The organism is Dongia soli (genome assembly GCF_034044715.1).
Lineage (GTDB): Bacteria > Pseudomonadota > Alphaproteobacteria > Dongiales > Dongiaceae > Dongia_B > Dongia_B soli.
Map to the genome: position 1 here is coordinate 64062 of NZ_JAXCLW010000009.1, position 19237 is coordinate 83298.

The following is a 19237-nucleotide window of genomic DNA, read 5'->3' on the forward strand; positions in this document are numbered from 1 at the left end:
CCGTTTTAGCTGCGAATGCCACGCAGGCGTTCTGCGCGACGACGCAGCAATTCGACCGAGAGCAAGAGAAAAATCGAAAGACAGATCAGCAAGGTCGCCGCCGCGGTGATCGTGGGGCTGATCTGTTCGCGGATGCCGCTGAACATCTGGCGCGGCAGGGTGCGCTGTTCCGGGCTGGCCAGGAACAGGGCCACGACGACTTCGTCCCAGGAAGTGACGAAGGCGAAGAGTGCGCCGGAGGTCACGCCGGGAAGGATGAGCGGCAAGGTCACTTTGAAAAACGTGCGCGTGCCTGATGCGCCGAGGCTGGCGGCGGCACGGATCAGCGACTGGTCGAAGCCGGTCAGCGTCGCCGTGACGGTGATCACGACAAAGGGCGTCGCCAAAGCCGAATGCGCGAGAATGAGGCCAAGATAGGTGTTGGCCAGGCCGATCGTCGCGTAGAAGAAATACATACCGACGGCGGTAATGACGATCGGCACCACCATCGGCGAGATCAACAGGCTCATGATCGCGCCCCGGAACGGCAGCTTGGTGCGGCTGAGCCCGAGTGCCGCGAGTGTGCCGAGAAATGTCGACAAGACAGTCGAACTGACGGCAACGATGATGCTGTTCATCACCGCAATCTGCCAGCGATCCGAGGTGAAGAAGTCGATATACCAGCGCAAAGAGAGGCCGGGCAGGGGGTAGGTGAAGAACGGCTCGCTGGAAAAGGACAGCGGCGTGATCACCAGGATCGGTGCGATCAGGAACAACAGGATCAGCGTGCAAACCGCCAGAAATATCCAGCGCCAGATACGCTCGAGTTTGGAGGCATAGGTCGGTAGGGCCATGGCGTCACCCCAGTTTTACTTTGTCGATGCCGACAAGGCGGTTGTAGACGAGATAAAGAATAAGCGTCATCGCCAGCAGCAAGGCGCCCAGCGCCGAGGCCATGCCCCAGTTCAATTCCGTATTGGTGTAGAGCGCGACGAAATAGCTGATCATCTGATCGGCTGGGCCGCCGACCAAAGCCGGTGTGATGTAATAACCCAGCGACAGGATGAAAGTCAGAAGGCAGCCGGCGCCGATGCCAGGTACGGTCTGCGGGAAATAGATCCGCCAGAACGAATAGAACGGTCCGCCACCCAGCGACCGCGCCGCGCGCATGTAGCTTGGCGAGATCGTTTTCATCACGCTGTAGATCGGCAGGATGGTGAAGGGGAGCTGGATATGCGTCATTGCCAGCACCGTGCCGCCGCGGTTGAAAATGAGCTGGACGCGTTCCTGCAAAATGCCAAGCCAAATAAGCGCGTCGTTGATGACGCCGTTGGTCTGCAGCAGGACCACCCAGGCCGTGGTGCGGACCAGCAGGGAGGTCCAGAACGGAACAAGGACCAGGATCATCAACAAATTGCTGGTACTGGTCGGCAGAGATGCCAGTAAATAGGCGATCGGATAGCCGAGCAGCAGCGTGAAGGCTGTCACCAGGAAGGCGATCCACAAGGTGCGGATGAAAATATCGACGAAGATCGCCTGGTCCGGCGCTGTCCTGACGATATTGCCATTGCTATCGAATTGATGGTCGAGGGCGGCCAGCAGGTAAAAGCCTGTGAAGGGCTTGGTCTCGCGCTTCAGGATGTGCCAAACATCGGGCTGGCCCCAGATACGCGGGTCCTGCTTCAGGAAGGCTTCCTTATAGGGGCCGGATTCCAATTTCGCCACCATCCGGGCGGTGGCGAGAATTTTCGACCGCGTGCCGGACATCTCGTAATTCAGCCGCTTGCCGATCTGGCCTGCGGTCTTGTTTTCCTGGGCGGCCTTCAAATCGGCTGCCAGGGCGGCAAAGACCGGCTCGTCGGGGAGGCCCTCGCCGTTCCAGGATCTGATCGCTTCGGTGGTCGCCGGCAAATTTCGGGCAAGATCCGGGTCGTAAATCGCCCGAAACAGCAGCATCCCGATCGGCGCCGCGAATGTCAGCACGATGAAGAGAAAGAGCGGAGCGACCAGAGCCAAGGCCCGTAGATTGCGGCTACGTTCAGCCCGTTTCAGGGCGATTTTGAGCGGCACGCCGTCTTCGGTCCGCATTACCTGATCGTCAAATGTCTTCACTACCAACGTCTCGCCTCACTTCGCTCGATCTGGCCGTATATTGCCGGTGGAAAAATGCGGAGGACGTAACGTCCCCCGCATTCGTCTCATCAGGCGGTATTTACTGCGCGACCCAGGTATTGAACCGCTTGCGCAGCTCTTCGCCGTTGTCGCCCCAGAATTGGGCATTGCTCACCAGCACGTTCTTGGAGTTCTCCGGTGCGGTCGGCAGGTCCTTCAGGATATCCGGCGCGATATGCGGGATGGCGTCCTTCAGGGTCGGACCATAGGGGATGTATTTCGACTGATTGGCCATGACGGTCGGGTCATTGGCGAAGGCGATGAATTTATAAGACAGGTCCGGATTCTTCGCGTTCTTCGGGATGACCCACATATCGAAATCCTGGATCTGGCCGTCCCAGACGATCTTGAAGTGCTTGCCTTCATTCTTATTGGCGTCATAGATGCGGCCGTTCCACACGGTCGTCATCGTGACTTCGCCGGAAGCCAGCAATTGCGGTGGCTGCTGGCCGGCTTCCCACCAGACGATATTCTTCTTGATCGTATCCAGCTTCTTGAAGGCGCGGTCGACGCCTTCGGGTGTCGAGAGCACGTCATAGACTTGGTTGGCTGGAACGCCATCGGCCAGCAAGGCCAGTTCCAATGTGCTGGAGGGGTTCTTCCACAGGGCGCGCTTGCCGGGGAACTTCTTCAGGTCGAAGAAATCGGCCACCTTGGTCGGGCCGTCTTTCAGTTTGTCGCCGTCATAGGCGATCACCGTCGAATAGACCATGTTGGCCACGGCACATTCCTGGGCGGCGCGCTCGATATACTTGTCCTGCGGCTGGATGCGGCTGTAATCCAGCTTCTCGAAGATGCCTTCGTCGCAGCCCTGCTGACCGGTCTGGGTGTCGACATCGACCACGTCCCAGGTCACGCTATTGGCCTCGACCATGGCGCGGATCTTGGCGATTTCGCCGTTATACTCCTCTTCGGTGATCTTCGTGCCGGTCTTCGCCGCGAAAGGCTCGAAATAGGTCTTCCGCTGGCTGGTCTGATAGGCGCCGCCGAATGAGGTGATGGTCATGCTATCGGCTGCCGATGCGGCAGTGATGCCGAGCAGACCGAGGGCGGCGACGGCCACCGTCCCAAGTGCTAGTTTTTTACGCATAATCTTCCTCCCAGTTGCAAACTGCCAATTAGGTCTGAATCATGTCGGGCGACGACAAAGGTCGTGCGATCGGAATTCAACGATTGTCAGGACGCCAAGGCCCGACAATCCTCCAGACGCCAGCCGATCCGCACCGGCTGGCCGGGGCGATAGGCGGGCACCCCTTCCGAATTCGGTACTTTGACGATCAGGTCGTCGGCACCGCAGGCGGCCACGCGCACACGCGTGTGATCGCCGAGATAGATCAGTTCGACGACTTCGCCATTGAACAGGTTGGGCATCGAGCCGTCTTGCGGGTCGAGTTTCAGGCGCTCCGGACGCAACGATAAGGTGACCGGACTTCCCTGGCCATCGACATTGACCGGCAAAGCCTGGACATTGAAGCCCGCGGATAATTCGACGGTACAGCCATGGCCGTTCAACTCGGCGACCTTGCCGTGCAGGCGATTGTTCTCGCCGATGAACTGCGCCACGAAAGCATTGCTCGGACGCTCATACAATTCGGCGGGCGACGCCAGTTGATGGATGATGCCGTCATTGAAGACGGCGATGCGATCCGACATCGTCAAGGCTTCGCTCTGGTCATGGGTTACGTAGACCACAGTGATGCCGAGATCCTGGTGAAGATGGCGGATCTCGATCTGCATGTGCTCGCGCAACTGCTTGTCGAGAGCACCGAGCGGTTCGTCCATCAAGACCAGTTCCGGCTCGAAGACCAGAGCCCGTGCCAAGGCGACACGCTGTTGCTGTCCGCCCGAAAGCTGGCCCGGACGGCGATTGGCGAAAGCGTCAAGTCGCACCATTTCCAGCGACTTGCGGATGCGCGCCTGGATGTCGGCCTTGTTGTATTTGCGAACTTCGAGCGGAAAGGCCAGGTTTTCCGCCACCGTCATATGCGGGAACAAGGCGTAATTCTGGAACACCATGCCGATATTGCGCTTTTCCGGCGGCATATGGGTGATCGACGACCCGTTCAACTCGATCTCGCCGTGAGTCGGCGTTTCGAAACCGGCCAGCATCATCAATGTGGTGGTTTTGCCCGAACCTGAAGGGCCGAGCAGGGTGAGGAACTCGCCTTGCTGAATGTCGAGATTGAGGCGTTTCACCACAAGGGTTTCGCCGTCATAGCTCTTCTGGACCTCTTTGAAGCGGACAAGCGTCTTGCCATCGAGTTTCTGGCTGCCGAGTTTTTGGCCGCCGAGTTTGCCGCCTGCGGCCTGTCCATGTGCACTCATCGGTCTATTCAAACTCCTTGATTCCAATTGGCCGCAGCCGTGCCGGCAGCCGATTTTTCATAACCACTGGCGAGATCACCGCGCCTCGTGATGAGTGCGTCGTGGTGGCGCCCATAGCCCAGGACAAGCCCAGCCATTCGCTTATGGCGCTAGATACGGGGAATGATCGCCATGCGGTTACGTACCTCCTGCCAGAACCGCTCCCCGCCTTTTTGGCTGATCGGAGCCGTTTGTCGCTTAAGCTGCGATTTTGTTGGCGGCATGTTGCCACATCGGACTTGCGTGGAACAATGTATTTTTGAAAATAAAGAGGAAACTTTATCGATTAGCTGAAAGGAATTTCCAGCCTGATGGCGCGGAGAAAAACCTGCGACAAGGGCTGAATAGGACTGGAGAGAAAAACGGCTTGCATGACAAGCCATAGATCAGGGAAGGAACGACGTGAGCGGCAAGACTTCGGTCAAAACAGGAAGGTCGCGGCAAGTATCCGGGGTTAAGGCTTTTGCGGCGGTGGAATCAGTGGGGGCTTCGGGAATCGACCCCCGCGCACGCGAACTCGGAGAGCGGATACGCACCCGGCGGCGCGCGATGGGGCTGACATTGACGCAACTCGCAGACCGGATCGGTGTGTCGATTGGCACGTTGTCGCAAACGGAGCGGGGGTTGGGTTCGCCTTCGGTCCGAATTCTTTACGATCTCAGCGCGGTCTTCGAAGTGTCGCCGGCCTGGCTGATCGATCCCGGCAGCAACAGTGCCCGACGCGATGACTCACCCTTTATCGTGCGCGTTGATCAGCGGCAGCTCTTCGTCGATAGCGATGGTTTGCGCAAGCAGCTCATGTCGCCCCGCGGGGTCAGTCAGCTCAACGGTTTCTTCGTCGAAATGGCGCCCGGTGCGGGTTCCGGCGACAAGCCCTATACCCATGCGGGAGAGGAGATCGCCTTCGTTACCGCCGGCACTGTCGAATTGGAGATCGACGGCAAATGCCATGTGCTGAATGAAGGCGATTGCTTCGGCTTTTCCAGTTCGCTGCCGCATCAGTTTCGCAATATCGGCAGTGGCCGGGCTATGGTTTTCTGGGTGAATACGCGAACTTGATTTGGGGTCCCCTTGGCAGCGGATAGCAGAAGCCTGTGCCAGGGTGGCACGGCACCGCGTCCGATTCGATCGATCCCAACATCGAGGATCAAAGATGTTCGGCTCCGGTAAGTCCGGAAATGCCGGGAGTTTCATGCAAGGCTGCGCGCCATTCGGCACGAACTTCCTCATCAGTTTCCGCCGATAGCTGATCCGCCGCGAGCTTCTCGACGGCATGACGCGGTAGAAGGCGAGATGCGGCCCAGATCGCGGCGCCACGCACCAGAGCCGAGGCATCCTGTAATCTGGCGATGGCGCTATCGGCCAGTTCCACGCATCCGCTATTGCCGATCGCGATCAAGACATTGCGCAAGAACCGGTCGCGGCCGATCCGCTTGATCGGCGAGGCGGTGAAGAATTGCCGGAAGCTTGCATCGTCCAGGGCGGCGAGCTCGGCGAGGCGGGGCGCCGTCAGTTCCTGGCGCGGGAGAAAATCTTTTTCCGAGGTCGGTCGGGCGAATTTGTTCCAGGGGCAGATTGCCAGACAGTCGTCGCAGCCATAGATGCGATTGCCCATCAAAGGCCGCAACTCGCGCGGTATGCTACCTTTGTGTTCGATCGTCAGATAGGAGATGCAGCGTCGCGCATCGATCCGGTAGGGCGCGGTGAATGCCTGGGTCGGACAAATGTCCAGGCAACGATGGCATCCGCCGCAGTGATCTTCCTCAGCGTCATCGCGGCCGAGATCGAGCGTCGTGAAAATCTCGCCGAGGAACAGCCAGGAACCGAAATCGCGCGAAACGAGATTGGTGTGCTTGCCCTGCCAGCCGAGGCCGGCCGCCTCGGCGAAGGACTTTTCCATCACCGGGGCGGTGTCGACGAAAACCTTGATGCCGCAGCCGTAACGCTCCGCCATCCAGCGCCCGAGAGCCTTCAAGCGTTTCTTGATCGTGTCGTGATAGTCGCGATGGCGGGCATAGACTGAGATGTTGCCGGTTTGCGGCCGCCCTTTGAAATCGAACGGATCATTGTTTGGGCCGTAATTGACGCCAAGCACGATGACCGTCGAAGCCTCCGGCCAAAGTTCTTTCGGGTCGCCGCGCCGATCGGCCTTATCGGCCAGCCAACCCATGTCACCATGCCGGCCTTCAGCGATGAAGGCGGCAAGTTCAGCGCGTGTCGCCTCGGCCAATTCTGCATGGGCAAAGCCGATCGCATCGAAGCCGAGCGCCAAAGCTTCGGCGCGAATCTCGGCGCGCGGGTCTCCGGTCGATTTGCTTGCGAGGGTCCCGCTTGCCATTCTCTAGCCGCGGCCGCGATAAGGCGGCACGCCTTGATCCGGCACCCAGACGCCTTCCGGCAGCGTGCCAGCCTGGAAAAAGACATCGATCGGGATGCCGCCGCGCGGATACCAGTAGCCACCGACCCGCAGCCAGCGCGGCTGCAGATTATCGATCAGCTTTTTGCCGATATCGACGGAACAGGCTTCATGAAAAGCGCCGTGATTGCGGAAGGAGCCGAGGTAAAGCTTCAGTGATTTCGATTCCACCAGCCACTGATCGGGCACGTAATCGATAACGAAATGAGCGAAATCCGGTTGGCCCGTCATGGGGCAGAGCGAGGTGAATTCCGGTGCGGTGAAGCGCACCAGATAATTCTGGTCCGGATGCGGGTTCGGCACACGTTCGAGAACCGCCGCTTCCGGTGACGTCGGTAGCTCAGTCTTCTGCCCAAGCTGGGTCAGTCCCGCATAAATGCTCTCGCTCATGATCTTGGCTCCAGATCGGCTTCTTCTATAGCGGCGGCAGGTCGCTGCGTGCCTGGCCCGCTTCGAAATCCATCACGAATTCGGCGAAGGTGCCGGCCTCGATGGCCCGGCGCAGGCCCTGCATCAGTTCCTGATAATAATGCAGGTTATGCCAGGTTAACAGCATGGCGCCGACGATCTCCTTCGCCTTGTTCAGGTGATGGATATAGCCCCGCGAATAGCTCGTACAAGCCGGGCAGGTACAATTGGGATCGATCGGCCGCGGATCCGTGGCATGGCGGGCATTGCGGATATTCAATTCACCGAAGCGCGTGAAGGCGGCGCCGGTGCGGCCCGCCCGGGTCGGCATCACGCAGTCGAACATGTCGATGCCGCGACTGACTGCGCCGACGATATCGGCCGGCCGGCCAACACCCATCAGGTAGCGCGGCCGGTCTTCCGGCAGAAAATCCGGTGCAAAATCGAGAATGCGGAACATCTCGATCTGGCCTTCGCCGATGGCGAGCCCGCCGATCGCATAGCCTTCGAAGCCGATATCGACCAGCGCCCGCGCCGATTCCTGACGCAAATGTTCATAGATGCCGCCCTGCATGATGCCGAATTGCAGATAGCCGGGCCGACGGCGGAAAGCATCACGGCTGCGGACCGCCCAGCGCATCGACAGGCGCATCGACTGGGCTGCCTGGTCCGGCGTTGCCGGGAAGGGCGTGCATTCGTCGAAGCACATGGTGATGTCGGAATCCAGCTGGTCTTGGATTTGGGTGCTGGTCTCGGGGCTCAGCATGTGTTTGCGCCCATCGAGATGCGAACGGAATTCGACGCCCTGTTCGGTGATCTTGCGCAGCTCCGAGAGGCTCATGACCTGGAACCCGCCGCTATCGGTGAGGATCGGTTTCGGCCAGTTCATGAACTTATGCAGGCCGCCCAACGCGGCGACCCGCTCCGCGCCGGGGCGCAGCATCAGGTGATAGGTATTGCCGAGGAGAATCTCCGCCCCCGTTGCCGCGACCGATTCCGGCAGCATCGCTTTCACCGTGCCGGCGGTGCCGACCGGCATGAAAGCCGGCGTGTTGACATGGCCATGTGCCGTGCTGACACGGCCGCGCCGTGCCTTGCCGTCCTTGGCCAATAAAGTGAAACAGGATTCGGTCATTGGGAACGCTCCAACAGGCTGGAATCGCCATAAGAGAAGAAGCGATAGCCAGCGCGAATGGCATGATCATAGGCCGCCCGCATGCGGCTCATGCCGGCAAAGGCGCAGACCAGCATGAACAGGGTCGATTTCGGCAGGTGGAAATTGGTCATCAGGACATCGACGCAGCGGAAGCGATAACCGGGCGTGATGAAGATATCGGTATCGTCGGTGAAGGGGCGCACATGCCCAGTCTCATCCGCCGCACTTTCCAGCAGCCGCAGCGAAGTCGTGCCGACACCGACGATGCGCCGGCCTTCGGCGCGGGCGCGGTTGAGCGTCGCGGCGGCTTCCGTGGAAATCTCGCCATATTCCGCATGCATCTTATGCTCGGCAATATTCTCGACCTTGACCGGCAGGAAGGTGCCAGCGCCAACATGCAGGGTCACCATCAGTTTCTCGACGCCGCGTTCTTGCAAGGCGGTGAAAAGCTGGGGGGTGAAATGCAGGCCGGCCGTGGGTGCCGCCACGGCACCTTCGGCCCGGGCATAGACGGTCTGGTAATCGGCAGCATCCCGCGCCTCCAACGGCCGCAATTTGCGGATATAAGGGGGCAGCGGCATTTGGCCATGGCGATGCAGCGCCTCGAACAGTTCGGCGCCGGCGGCGGCGAAACGCAGCACGATCTCGCCTTCTGGCGTCTTCTCGACAACATCGGCCGTGAAGTCGCCGCCGAACCGGATCGTGTCACCGAGTTTCAGGCGTCGCCCCGGTTTGGCGAAGGCGCGCCAGCTATCCAGGCTTTCCCGTTTATGCAGGGTAATCTCCACCTTGGCAGCTTCGCTCCCCGCCACATCCCGGGCGGCGCGTTCGCCAAACAATTGGGCGGGGATCACCTTGGTATCGTTGAAGACCATCAGATCGCCGGGCTGCAGCAGCGCCGGCAGATCGCACACCAGCCGGTCGGCCAGCCGGTCGCGCCCGACATGCAGCAGCCGGGCCGCATCGCGCGGTGTGACGGGATGCTGGGCGATCAGCTCTTCCGGCAAATGGAAATCGAAATCGGCGGTCTGCAAGGTCACGGTTGGTAACTTGTCACGATGGAAACTATTAAAGCACTTTCGCTGCGGTTGTTTCGGCAGTGGCTTTCCGGGGATAACCGGATTATATGGCGCATCAGGCGCAAAGCCGGCGTTCAGGTAGCCCGGACCGCCCCGATAGACAACCGATTTCGCGAGATCGTGCAAGATGACGCAGCCGGCCGGAGCCCGTTTTTCATCCTATTTCGTTGCGGTGGTTGCATTTTTCGTCACCAGCCTGGTGGTTTCCAATATCGTCGCGGTGAAATTGACCCTGATCCAGGGGCTGGTTCTGCCGGCCGCTGTCATTCTCTTCCCGGTCAGTTACATCCTCGGCGATGTCCTGACCGAGGTTTACGGCTATCGCGCCGCCCGGCGGGTGATCTGGCTCGGGTTCCTCTGCAATTTCCTGGCGGTCGTCGCTATCTGGTTGGGTGGCCTGCTGCCGGCCGCACCGTTCTGGGGCGATCAGGGCGCCTATGACCGCATTCTCGGCACCACGCCGCGCCTGTTGCTGGCCTCGTTCCTGGCCTATCTGGTCGGCGAATTCGCCAATGCCATGATCATGTCGAGGCTCAAAGTGGCGATGCAGGGCCGGCATCTCTGGGTCCGCACCATAAGCTCGACGCTGGTCGGCGAGGGATTGGATTCGGCCGTCTTCATTACCATCGCCTTTTACGATGTCATGCCGCCGGGTGTCTTGGCGACCGCCGTCGTCACGCAATGGCTGGTCAAATCGGGCTATGAGGCCCTGGCGACACCGTTGACTTATCTCGTCGTCAATTTCCTCAAGCGGCGCGAAGGCATCGATGTCTATGACCGTGGGGTGGCGCTCAACCCGTTTTCATCCGGTAAGTAGTCAGTCGTCGCTCGCGACCCTCGGTGTAATCCCGCGCATATCGTCGCCGGCAGTCTTGGGGAATAGCAGCGAGACCGGCGAGGCGAAGAAGGAAATCGCTGTCACCACCAGGATGGCGAGGGAGAAATCCGACAATTGCGCATGTTCATGGCCGGATAAAGTCACGGATAGGTGCAGCACGCCGGAGGACAGGCAGATGCCGAGCGACAGCATCAATTGCTGGAACGTGGCATAAAAACTGGTTGCCGAACTCATGCGATCGCGCGGGATATCGGCATAAGCGATGGTGTTATAAGCGGCAAATTGCAGCGATTGCAGGAACCCGCCCGCCAGCAGCACCGCATACATCAGCCAGAGCGGCCAAGCCGGCCGGAAAGCTGCGCAGACGGCGATCAGCGCGGTGGCGAACAAGGCGTTCCACACCATAGTGCTGCGAAAACCGTAGCGTCGCAGGATCGGTGTCGCGCCGGCTTTCATCAGCATGAAGCCGATGGCACTCATGAAGGTGACCATGCCGCTTTCAGCCGCCGACATGCCGAAACCAAGCTGCATCATCATCGGCAGCAGGAAGGGCATGGCGCCGCCGGTGATGCGGGTCAAGGCACCGGCGATCACCGACAGGCTGAAGGTCGGAATCCGCATCAGGCTCATATCGAGAATCGGGCTGGCGAGACGCCGCGCATGCAGCAGGTAAAGCGCGAAACTGATGCCGGCGATGCCAATCACGATCAACGTCTGCGCGCCGGAAAACACGCCGCGTCCGCCCAATTCGACGCCAAAAGTAAGGCAAGCAAGGGCAATGCCGGAAAGGAGGAGGCCGAGGATGTCGAAGCCGCCCTTCGGCGGTTCCTTGATATCGGGAATGAGCCAGACTGCCAGCGCGACACCAATGAGCCCGATCGGCACATTGATGTAAAAGATCCAGCGCCAATCCAGATAGGTCACAATAAAGCCGCCAACCGGCGGCCCCAGGATCGGTCCCAGCAAAGCCGGGACGAGCAACCAGGACATGGCGGCAATGAGGTCGGTTTTGGCCACGTTGCGCAGCAGGATCAGGCGCCCAACCGGCACCATCATGGCGCCGCCCAGCCCCTGCAACAGCCGCGCAGCGACCAGCACCTCCAGGCTGCCGGCCAGGCCGCAGAGGATCGAGCCCAGCGTGAAGATGCCGATGGAGATGCAGAAGATGTTGCGGGCGCCGTAGCGGTCGGCGACCCAGCCGCTGGCGGGAATGAAGATCGCCAGGCTGAGAAGATAAGAGGTCAGCGCCAGGCTCATATGCAGCGGCGCAACGCTGAAACTGCGCGCCATCGTCGGTAAAGCCGTGGTGAGCACGGTCGCGTCCAATTGCTCCATGAAGAGGGAACTGGCGACGATGACGGCGAGAACACGAAAATTGCGTGGTTGCGGCGTACTCGCAGTCGCTGCGGTCGTGACGCTGATATCGACGGGCATGATGGCAGGCAGCATCTCCGGTCCAGGCAGTGGAGAGAAGCTGTAATTCCGCATGGCAGCCCATCCGGCTTGCATGCCAAGAAAGCGTAAAAATTAGTCGAATCTTAGTCGGTGCCGGCCTCACGAATACCCTTCAGCGCTTGGCGCGCGGCTTCGGTGATCTCGGCGTCTTGATCGAGATCGATCGCATGATCGAGCCAGGCGCGCGCCTGCCTCCGGTCGTCCTGCGCCGCCGCCGAGCGTCCGGCCCGCAGATAAAGATCGGCCGCGGCGGGCAAATCGCCCTGTCGTTGCGCCGCATCGGCGGCGACCGAAAGCGCCCGGGCCAAGCCGCGATAATCCAGCAGATCGCGCCGCAGGTCCGCGGATTGCAGGGCGGCGGATCTGGCTTCGGAAAAGTTTCCCTGGCGCCGGGCGAGGCGGGCGCGCAGTTCCGCCGCATCGGCTTGCTGGGTTGAGCGCACGACCGGCGCCTTCTCACTACCCGCAGCGGTCCGGCTGAGCACCTGGCTGGCGGCCTGCAGCCCGGCGAGATCGCCCCGGTCATCGGCGATCAGCCCGCGCAGGAAACTGGCTGAAGCTCCGGTCTCCGGATCGCGATGTTGCAGTTGTGCCGCCAACCGGTCAGCTTCGGCCATCTTGCCGATGCGATACAGCGCGGTTGCTTCGATCAGATCGAGGGCCGGCATGCCCGGACTGCCGCGCCGGGCCAGTTCGGCCCGGGCGCGCCGGGCGGTTGCGAGCGCCGTATCCGGCTGGTTGGCGCGCAATTGGGCTGCCGCGAGATTGAAGCTGAGATCGCCGATGGCCGCGAGGTCGTCGCGCGCTTCCGCGCGGATGAGCGCTTCGCGATATTGTGCCACCGCATCTTCGGGACGGTCGAGACTGTAAGCCAGCTGTCCCGCGCGTTCATGCTGCTCCATGCTGGGATCAGGCGGCACAGCCGGCTTCGCCACATCACTGCCGCAAGCGGCGAGCAGGAATAGCGCCCCAAGAGGACCGAACCCGCTTTTCATGGCCGGACCTCCGATGCCGGCAGGCGTTGATTGCTGATTGGGGGAGACTCGCCGCCACCGCCCAGCAGCCACAGACTGCGCAATTGCGTCAGCAATTGTTCCAACTGCTGAGCGGTCAACTGCGTCTGCGTCAGCAGCGATGGCAGGTTAGCGGAACTGCTCTCGACATTTCGGCTGATGGCGGGCAAGCGGGTGCTTGCTTTGCTCAGGTCTTTCATCGCTGTCTGCAGGGTGGCGAGGACATTATCCGTTTTCTTCAGCAGCGCGGGGATGCCGGCCGGGCCGCCGGCCTGCCGGGTCAAGCTGTTGACCTGCTTTGCCGATTGCTGCAACTGGCCGATGATGTCATTGAGGCCTAAAACCGATTGACGGGCCGAGGCCACGGCGGCCTCGATTTCCTTCGCCACCGTTTCATCCTTCAGCAGGCGGCCGACATTGCCTTCGCCGCGATTGATGCGGTCCATTACCTCGGACAAGGATTTGGTTGCATGGCCGACATTGTCGAGGATCGGGAAGACTTTTGCCCGGACTTCATCGATCAATGCACTGATGCTGTCGGTCGGCGCTCGTTCCGTGGTGGCGTCGAGCACCGCATAAGACCAGTCCATCGGTGTGCCCCTACCACGGGAGATATCGACGAAGGCCGCGCCAGCCAGGCCGAAGCGGCGGCGAATGACCGCAGTGCTGTCACGGCGGATGAAAGCCTTTGCCTGTTCGTCAATTTCGGCCATGGCATACATCTGCTGCCGGGGGTCGATGACGATCCGGCGGATGATGCCAGCGCGAGTGCCCAGCACCTCGACATCGGCGCCGACCTCCAATCCGGCGACGCCGGTTTCGGGCAGGACAAGGCGCAATTCGGAAACCGGCTTGAACCAGTCGCGCAGAACGCCTGCCTGCATGATCGTGGCGATCAGCACGCCGACCGCGACCACAACCAGCAAGCCGATCAGTTCATCAGTATGGCGCAGGCGCATTCCGGTCCCCCGTTGTCAACCCGTGCGCAACGATGCCAGCCCATGATAGCCGAGCCTGAGGCGCTGGGTGGCTGGAAAGGACCGGTCACTCCAGACTGCCTTGTTCCGGGTCATCCAGATCGCCGCAGCGCCCCGGTCGCGCGCCCTGGCGATAGCGTTCAGCAGCATCGGGATCATATCTGCATAGACTCCTTGAAGCGGACTTTCGAGCAGGAGCAGCATTGGCTCGCCGAGAAAGGCGCGCGCGAAACTAGCGCGCACAAGGTCGCCAGCCGAGAGCATGTCGATACGCCCCATTGGCAGGCCCGGCAGGCCGAAAGCGCGGCACAGATCGGTGGCCTCCGCGCGCAACGTCGCGGGATCGCGGCGGGTGTGATGCAATTGGGGCAGCATGATGTTCGTGGCGGCATCGAGAAAATCGAGCCAACTCCGGCCGGCGAAGACCCGGCCGATCCGTCCGCGTAGTGCCTGCGCATAATCCAGCGGCAGCGATGTCCAGTCGCGCCCAAGGAATTCCACCGCCCCATTGTCTGGTGGCGCCAAGCCGCTGCAGAGATCTGCGAAATCGCGGCCGAGATCGGCGTCGCGCGCATCGATCAGCGCGAAATCGCCAGGCCCCAGCCGCAGATTGAGCTTGGCATCGGCCGCGGTGCCGACCAAATGCCGTGATCGAGCGTTGTTGAGATCGAGGATTGCCGTCGTTGCCATGGATCAGCTCGCCAAACTCAGAATGCCGCTGACCAGCATGATCGCCAGCAGGCCACGGACGAAACCGCGCGGCATCAAGCGATTGGCGTCAAGATGTGGCTCGGCATCCAGCGCGGTTAGGCAGGCGGTCATGGCGACCAGCAGGCCGATCACCACCAGTTTGATGGGAAAGATCGCGAAATCGGCCGCATGCATCGCGGTCAGCACATTGTCGAGAAAAGACCAGAGCGACATTCGCACCGCACCGACCAGGCTGCCGACGATAAAGCCGGTCAGTAGAGAGACCAACATGAAGATCACGCCCAGCGTATAGCCAGCGGTGGCAAAGGCTATGCCGCGTGGCAGAATCAGCGCCCCGACCGGATCGATGCCTTGTGCCTGCAAGACCTCGATCTGCCCGCTCGCCTGCAAGCCGCCCAGTTCGGTAAGCGTCACGGAACCGCTGCGCCCCAGCAGGATCAACCCGACCAGGACGGGAATGATCTCGCGGATCAGAATGGTGACCAGAATAGAACCGATGGATTCCTCTTGCCCGGCAGCGCCGAGCCAGTAGAGCGCCTGATAGACCATGCCGAGGCCAATGATCGCTGCGGTCAAAATCGTGGTGGTGAGCCCGCCCGCCAGCGACTGGCGCAGCACGCGGCGAAACTCGGCCCTGGTCGTGCGCCGCCAGCTCGCTGGCCGACAGGCGTCGATGACGATGCCAGCCGACATCGAGGCCAGGGTCACAAGGAACCGGGCGCGGCGTCGTGTCAGACGCCCAAGCCAGCCCAGCCATTGCCAGATAAGACCATGTCGCCACTTTGGCGATGGCGGCTGGGTCGACGCCTGAACGATCGGTGACTGCGGCGATGACGCCCCGTTGACGCTCGCGGCGCTCACAGCTGACCCGCCAGAACGAAGGTACGCGCCTCGCCGATATAAGGCAGATAGAAGCTGCCGCGCGGCCGGAACAGGAAGTCCTGCTGCAGGCGTTGATAAGCTGCTTCCGTGACCTGGATCGTGCTGGGAATGGCTGAACTGGCCATCATATCGGCGGTGCGGACGGCCTCGCCCCAAAGGTTGAACAGGCGCGGCTCGCGGCCGACCGTACTGCCGATTGCCAGGCCACAATCGATGCCGATGCGAAAATCGGCTGTCATTTCGGCATCCTCCAGCAGGGCGGAACATCGATCACGCATCGCCACCGCCATGCTGGCAATCCGCGTCATCGCGGTCTGATCACCTTGCTCGAACCCCGCTGCTGCCACCGCTTCATCACCGACCAGTTTGAGGTAAGGAATGGCATGCTGTTCTGCCATGCTCTGCAGGGTACAGGCGATGGTATCGGCGAGGGCCGGGCCGTCTGCCGCTGCCCGGTTGGCCAAAGCTGCCTGATCGGGCAGACGCAACACCATGACGGCGCTGTTGGAATAGACCGTTGCAGCGAGAGCCGGCGTGTCCAGGGCGCGGGCGACCAGATCGACGGAGAAGCTGCGCTCGCTCATCGTCCTAGGCTGCGCGGCCGCTTCCGATGAGGCCTCCCGCGCGACCGTCCGTTCCCGCATGCTGACCAGGCGCAGGGCTAACATGCTGGCGACCGTGCGGACGAATTCGCGCGTGCCGTCGATCTGTGCAGCATCCTCGACACAGATGGCGCCGGAGATGGTTCCCTGGGAGCGCATCGGCACAACCAGCAATCCCCGGCTGCCAAGCGGATGCATCAGCGTCCGGTGGAATTGCGCGGTGCGACGGTCAGCAGCGGCGTCGCTGACATTGATCTCATCGCCGCTGCGGATGGCATCGAGGAATTGCGGCAATTCGTCATTATGGAGCTCAAGTCCAGCCACATGCCCTTGGCTGTCGCGTTCGAAGCTGTCGAGACACCGCAGCACCTGGCTCTCGGGTCGTAATTGCCAGATGCTGATCCGGTGGGCCTGGGTCATCTCCGCCAGGGTTTCGGTGAAAACCGGCGGCAGTTGATCTTGATCGCCGGTGAAAAGATCGGCTTGCTCGGCGAGATTGCTATAAGCGGCACTTTGCCGGTTGAGGGCCCGGCTGCGATCCAGCAGCAGTCGGGCTGCGCGGTCGGCCCGCAGCCCCTGATAAACCAGCAGGATAGCGAGAACCGCCGCCAGGAAGACAATGCCGAGGGACATGAGCAGGGCAGTGCGGTTATTGTTGGCGACAAAGCCGATGAAATCGGATTCCGGCACCGTCATCAGCACCCACCAGTCCCTGCCGGCACCGGGCAAGGGCGTTGTGGTCGTGATGTAATTTTCATCATTGACCTTGATGACGCGCCGGCCCTGGCCTTCGACGCGGAACCGGTCATAGGCGGCGGTCAAGACGGGGTCGTTAAGCGCGTCGATTTTGGCCGGCGTGAGGTCATCGCCAATCAGATGTTGCATGCGGTTCTGATCGGGGAAGGCGATCAGATGGCCATCTCCATCGATCAGTAAGGCGCGCCCATGCTGACCGATCCGGAGGGAAGCGAGGAAATGCGACAGTTCGTGCAACTGGATGTCGACGCCGACGACATACAGCCGGCCATCTGGCGTTAAATAACGTTGCGAAGCGGTCAGACCGGGCTTGCGGTCGGTAAAGAAGATGTAGAGGCCGGTCCAGAAGACCGTATCAATGCTCTTCGCGCCATCATACCAGGGACGCGTCCTGGGGTCGTAATTATCCGTCGAATCTTCGTTGCGCGATAGCTCGTGTCCCTGGTCATCCCGATGAATCCAGGTCACCCGCCGGGCATCCGGTCTATTGTCGATTTCCTTGATGTCGATTCTGTTGCCGCCGGCCCGGCGCACCATCATGAAATTGCCGTTGCTATCGGCGAAATTGATATTGGCGATCTGGCTGACTTCCTTCAGCACCGACACCGACAGTGACTCGGCAACCGGACGCCGGTCATCGAAGGCGCCGTCTTTGGTCATGCCACGGATAATGCGGAGGGCGCGGGCGCCGGGTTCAAGAAAGGCCAGGACTTGCTGTCGAATACGTCCGTCGAGCGTTGTCAGGACATCGTTCGACAGAGCGAGCGCGCCTTTGCGATTGGCTTGATCGGCGTAAAGCGCAATGCCGAGAATAGCTGCGATGACAAGAATGAGGCCGGCAATGGGTACGCCGATTCGCAGAACAGCACGCCGTCGCCGCCGCTTGATATCGAGCGGATCGGCGGTGATATCGACCAGTTGGTCGGCTGCAGTCATCCAGGATCCTCTGTTCCAGGGCGTGCAATCCGGCAATTGATCGTAGGTGAGGGCGCGGGAGGTGGCAATAGCGGCGGCAGAGCGGCGCGGCCGGCGAGCCGCAGCGGCCAGTGGTCAACGGCGCTTGAGGGCGGTGACGATGCCTTCGAGCGCCTGGAGGAAGGCTGAGCGGTCGCGTTTGGAGAAAGTGGGGCCGTGATCCCGTATTTCACCGGCATCGCGCAACTGGGATTTAAGCTCACGCATCGCCAGGGCCATGCCGATATTCGCCTCGCTGAACGGCCGGCCGGTCGGGCCCAATACCGAGGCGCCGTTCTTAAGGCATCGCGCGGCCAGGGGGATATCGGCGGTGACGACGATATCGCCGGAACCCGCATGTTCGGCGATCCAATTGTCGGCGGCGTCGAAGCCGTCGGTGACAACAACGCGGTGCACGCACGGATTTTCCGGGCCACGCAGCCAGCGATTACTTACCAGATGCACCGGTAGTTGATGCCGCTCCGCCACCCGCAGCACTTCGTCCTTCACCGGGCAGGCATCGCCGTCGACATATATTTCCAGCAAGCCGACACCCCTCATGCTTAATTTGACAAGTCAACCGCTTTCCGGTGCAGATGCCGCATGCCCTGAATGCGGATTGTCTCATATCCGCTTGGCTGCCAGCATAAGCGGGTCACGTCAAGAGGGGAGAAAAGCCGTGAGCAATGTTACCAAATTGTCGGCCGGCAAGGCATATGATGCGGAAGAGTGGCAATTGCGGGTCGATTTGGCGGCCGCATTCCGCATCGCCGTGGAGATGAACTGGCATGAATCGGTCAGCAACCATTTTAGCGTTGCCGTATCTCCCGATGGAAAAAATTTCTGATGAATCCGCGCTGGATGCATTTCAGTGAAGTCAAAGCAAGCGATCTTCTGCTGCTGGACAGCGAGGATGCCGATACCATGAAGCGTCCAGATGCGCCGGACCCATCCGCCTGGTGCATCCACGGCACCATGCATGCGAAGCTTCCCCAGGTTCGCTGCATTCTGCATCTTCATCCGCCTTATGGCACGGCCCTGGCGGCGCTGCGCGATCCTGAGGTGAAGCCGATCGACCAGAACACGGCGCGCTTTTTCAATCGCATTGTTGTCGACCGGCAGTTCGGCGGCATTGCCGATGATCGTGCCGAAGGAGAACGGCTGGCCGCGCTGCTCGGCAACCGCAACATCATGATGATGGGCAATCACGGCGCGCTGGTTGCCGGCAATACCATCGCGGAAGCCGTTGAAGACCTGTATTTCCTGGAACGTGCCTGCCAGACGCTGGTGCTTGCTTATTCGACTGGCCGGGAACTCAATGTCATGAAGCCGGATGTCGCGGAAAAGACCGCGCGCGGCTGGGATGATTATCGCGGCATGTCCTTTGCGCATTTCGACGCCTGGAAGCGGATGCTGGATCGGAAAGACCCTTCCTACGCCAGCTGACCGCAGTGCCGTCGAAAATGATCCCGGAC

At 61.0% G+C, this 19237-nt stretch carries 19 protein-coding genes; 4 read left to right on the forward strand and 15 right to left on the reverse strand.

What is annotated here, in order from left to right; translation table 11 throughout:
* Window positions 1–5: 5 nt before the first annotated feature.
* The 4 genes from SMD27_RS21050 to SMD27_RS21065 all read right to left on the reverse strand — a co-directional run bounded on the left by SMD27_RS21050 (window position 6) and on the right by SMD27_RS21065 (window position 4476).
* Window positions 6–833: an ABC transporter permease gene (locus tag SMD27_RS21050; protein ID WP_320510417.1), complete on the reverse strand. Its 828-nt coding sequence runs from the start codon at window positions 831–833 to the stop codon at window positions 6–8.
* 4 nt (window positions 834–837) lie between these two features.
* Window positions 838–2091, reverse strand: coding sequence for an ABC transporter permease (locus SMD27_RS21055; protein WP_320510418.1), 1254 nt, complete (start codon window positions 2089–2091; stop codon window positions 838–840).
* Window positions 2092–2191: 100 nt separating this feature from the next.
* Window positions 2192–3241 carry an ABC transporter substrate-binding protein gene (locus tag SMD27_RS21060; RefSeq protein ID WP_320510419.1) on the reverse strand — a complete coding sequence of 350 codons (1050 nt, stop codon included), beginning with the start codon at window positions 3239–3241 and terminating at the stop codon, window positions 2192–2194.
* Between the two features lie 86 nt (window positions 3242–3327).
* Window positions 3328–4476 (reverse strand): ABC transporter ATP-binding protein, encoded by a 1149-nt coding sequence (locus SMD27_RS21065; RefSeq protein WP_320510420.1) that lies wholly within the window; start codon window positions 4474–4476, stop codon window positions 3328–3330.
* A 519-nt stretch (window positions 4477–4995) separates the two neighbouring features.
* On the opposite strand from SMD27_RS21065, the gene SMD27_RS21070 reads away from it, so the two are divergent.
* Entirely contained in the window at window positions 4996–5574 is a 579-nt protein-coding gene (locus SMD27_RS21070) for a helix-turn-helix domain-containing protein (RefSeq protein ID WP_320510421.1), read from the forward strand.
* Window positions 5575–5662: 88 nt separating this feature from the next.
* Here the strand turns inward: SMD27_RS21070 and queG are convergent, their stop codons facing one another.
* The 4 genes from queG to queA are packed head-to-tail and all read right to left on the reverse strand — an operon-like array spanning window position 5663 to window position 9529.
* Window positions 5663–6853: a tRNA epoxyqueuosine(34) reductase QueG gene (gene queG, locus SMD27_RS21075; RefSeq protein ID WP_320510422.1), complete on the reverse strand. Its 1191-nt coding sequence runs from the start codon at window positions 6851–6853 to the stop codon at window positions 5663–5665.
* 3 nt (window positions 6854–6856) lie between these two features.
* Entirely contained in the window at window positions 6857–7321 is a 465-nt protein-coding gene (gene queF, locus SMD27_RS21080) for a preQ(1) synthase (protein WP_320510423.1), read from the reverse strand.
* Between the two features lie 25 nt (window positions 7322–7346).
* A complete protein-coding gene (tgt, locus tag SMD27_RS21085; RefSeq protein ID WP_320510424.1) occupies window positions 7347–8474 on the reverse strand; it encodes a tRNA guanosine(34) transglycosylase Tgt in 1128 nt (375 codons plus the stop codon).
* Window positions 8471–9529, reverse strand: coding sequence for a tRNA preQ1(34) S-adenosylmethionine ribosyltransferase-isomerase QueA (gene queA / locus SMD27_RS21090; RefSeq protein WP_320510483.1), 1059 nt, complete (start codon window positions 9527–9529; stop codon window positions 8471–8473). The genes tgt and queA overlap by 4 nt, the downstream gene beginning before the upstream one ends.
* Window positions 9530–9701: 172 nt before the next feature.
* Between queA and SMD27_RS21095 the strand changes: the two genes are divergently transcribed.
* A complete protein-coding gene (locus SMD27_RS21095) occupies window positions 9702–10391 on the forward strand; it encodes a queuosine precursor transporter (RefSeq protein ID WP_320510425.1) in 690 nt (229 codons plus the stop codon).
* Here the strand turns inward: SMD27_RS21095 and SMD27_RS21100 are convergent, their stop codons facing one another.
* From SMD27_RS21100 to SMD27_RS21130, 7 genes are all read right to left on the reverse strand, one after another.
* Window positions 10392–11900, reverse strand: a complete 1509-nt coding sequence (locus SMD27_RS21100; RefSeq protein ID WP_320510426.1) for an MFS transporter — start codon at window positions 11898–11900, stop codon at window positions 10392–10394.
* A 50-nt stretch (window positions 11901–11950) separates the two neighbouring features.
* Window positions 11951–12862 (reverse strand): tetratricopeptide repeat protein, encoded by a 912-nt coding sequence (locus SMD27_RS21105; protein WP_320510427.1) that lies wholly within the window; start codon window positions 12860–12862, stop codon window positions 11951–11953.
* Window positions 12859–13839 (reverse strand): MlaD family protein, encoded by a 981-nt coding sequence (locus SMD27_RS21110; RefSeq protein WP_320510428.1) that lies wholly within the window; start codon window positions 13837–13839, stop codon window positions 12859–12861. The genes SMD27_RS21105 and SMD27_RS21110 overlap by 4 nt, the downstream gene beginning before the upstream one ends.
* Before the next feature lie 15 nt (window positions 13840–13854).
* Complete coding sequence (locus tag SMD27_RS21115) at window positions 13855–14547, reverse strand: ATP-binding cassette domain-containing protein (protein ID WP_320510429.1); 693 nt, start codon at window positions 14545–14547, stop codon at window positions 13855–13857.
* Between the two features lie 3 nt (window positions 14548–14550).
* On the reverse strand, window positions 14551–15429 hold the full coding sequence (locus SMD27_RS21120) for an MlaE family ABC transporter permease (protein WP_320510430.1): 879 nt from the start codon (window positions 15427–15429) through the stop codon (window positions 14551–14553).
* On the reverse strand, window positions 15426–17744 hold the full coding sequence (locus SMD27_RS21125) for an adenylate/guanylate cyclase domain-containing protein (RefSeq protein WP_320510431.1): 2319 nt from the start codon (window positions 17742–17744) through the stop codon (window positions 15426–15428). Before SMD27_RS21125 ends, SMD27_RS21120 begins: the two co-directional genes overlap by 4 nt.
* Window positions 17745–17858: 114 nt before the next feature.
* Window positions 17859–18305: a YaiI/YqxD family protein gene (locus SMD27_RS21130; protein WP_320510484.1), complete on the reverse strand. Its 447-nt coding sequence runs from the start codon at window positions 18303–18305 to the stop codon at window positions 17859–17861.
* 16 nt (window positions 18306–18321) lie between these two features.
* Between SMD27_RS21130 and SMD27_RS21135 the strand changes: the two genes are divergently transcribed.
* Window positions 18322–18609, forward strand: coding sequence for a hypothetical protein (locus SMD27_RS21135; protein WP_320510432.1), 288 nt, complete (start codon window positions 18322–18324; stop codon window positions 18607–18609).
* The gene (locus tag SMD27_RS21140; protein ID WP_320510433.1) at window positions 18609–19208 is read left to right on the forward strand and encodes a class II aldolase/adducin family protein; all 600 of its coding nucleotides are present in this window, start codon (window positions 18609–18611) and stop codon (window positions 19206–19208) included. Before SMD27_RS21135 ends, SMD27_RS21140 begins: the two co-directional genes overlap by 1 nt.
* Window positions 19209–19237: the final 29 nt, after the last annotated feature.

Excerpts from the sequence above, each read along its gene's own strand:
- SMD27_RS21100 (WP_320510426.1), bottom strand. The coding sequence starts at position 11,900 with ATGCGGAATTACAGCTTCTCTCCACTGCCTGGACCGGAGATGCTGCCT.
- SMD27_RS21110 (WP_320510428.1), bottom strand. The coding sequence starts at position 13,839 with ATGCGCCTGCGCCATACTGATGAACTGATCGGCTTGCTGGTTGTGGTC.
- queF (WP_320510423.1), bottom strand. The coding sequence starts at position 7,321 with ATGAGCGAGAGCATTTATGCGGGACTGACCCAGCTTGGGCAGAAGACT.
- SMD27_RS21105 (WP_320510427.1), bottom strand. The coding sequence starts at position 12,862 with ATGAAAAGCGGGTTCGGTCCTCTTGGGGCGCTATTCCTGCTCGCCGCT.
- SMD27_RS21125 (WP_320510431.1), bottom strand. The coding sequence starts at position 17,744 with ATGACTGCAGCCGACCAACTGGTCGATATCACCGCCGATCCGCTCGAT.
- SMD27_RS21135 (WP_320510432.1), top strand. The coding sequence starts at position 18,322 with ATGCTTAATTTGACAAGTCAACCGCTTTCCGGTGCAGATGCCGCATGC.
- tgt (WP_320510424.1), bottom strand. The coding sequence starts at position 8,474 with ATGACCGAATCCTGTTTCACTTTATTGGCCAAGGACGGCAAGGCACGG.
- SMD27_RS21095 (WP_320510425.1), top strand. The coding sequence starts at position 9,702 with ATGACGCAGCCGGCCGGAGCCCGTTTTTCATCCTATTTCGTTGCGGTG.
- SMD27_RS21065 (WP_320510420.1), bottom strand. The coding sequence starts at position 4,476 with ATGAGTGCACATGGACAGGCCGCAGGCGGCAAACTCGGCGGCCAAAAA.
- SMD27_RS21115 (WP_320510429.1), bottom strand. The coding sequence starts at position 14,547 with ATGGCAACGACGGCAATCCTCGATCTCAACAACGCTCGATCACGGCAT.
- queG (WP_320510422.1), bottom strand. The coding sequence starts at position 6,853 with ATGGCAAGCGGGACCCTCGCAAGCAAATCGACCGGAGACCCGCGCGCC.
- SMD27_RS21050 (WP_320510417.1), bottom strand. The coding sequence starts at position 833 with ATGGCCCTACCGACCTATGCCTCCAAACTCGAGCGTATCTGGCGCTGG.
- SMD27_RS21060 (WP_320510419.1), bottom strand. The coding sequence starts at position 3,241 with ATGCGTAAAAAACTAGCACTTGGGACGGTGGCCGTCGCCGCCCTCGGT.
- SMD27_RS21140 (WP_320510433.1), top strand. The coding sequence starts at position 18,609 with ATGAATCCGCGCTGGATGCATTTCAGTGAAGTCAAAGCAAGCGATCTT.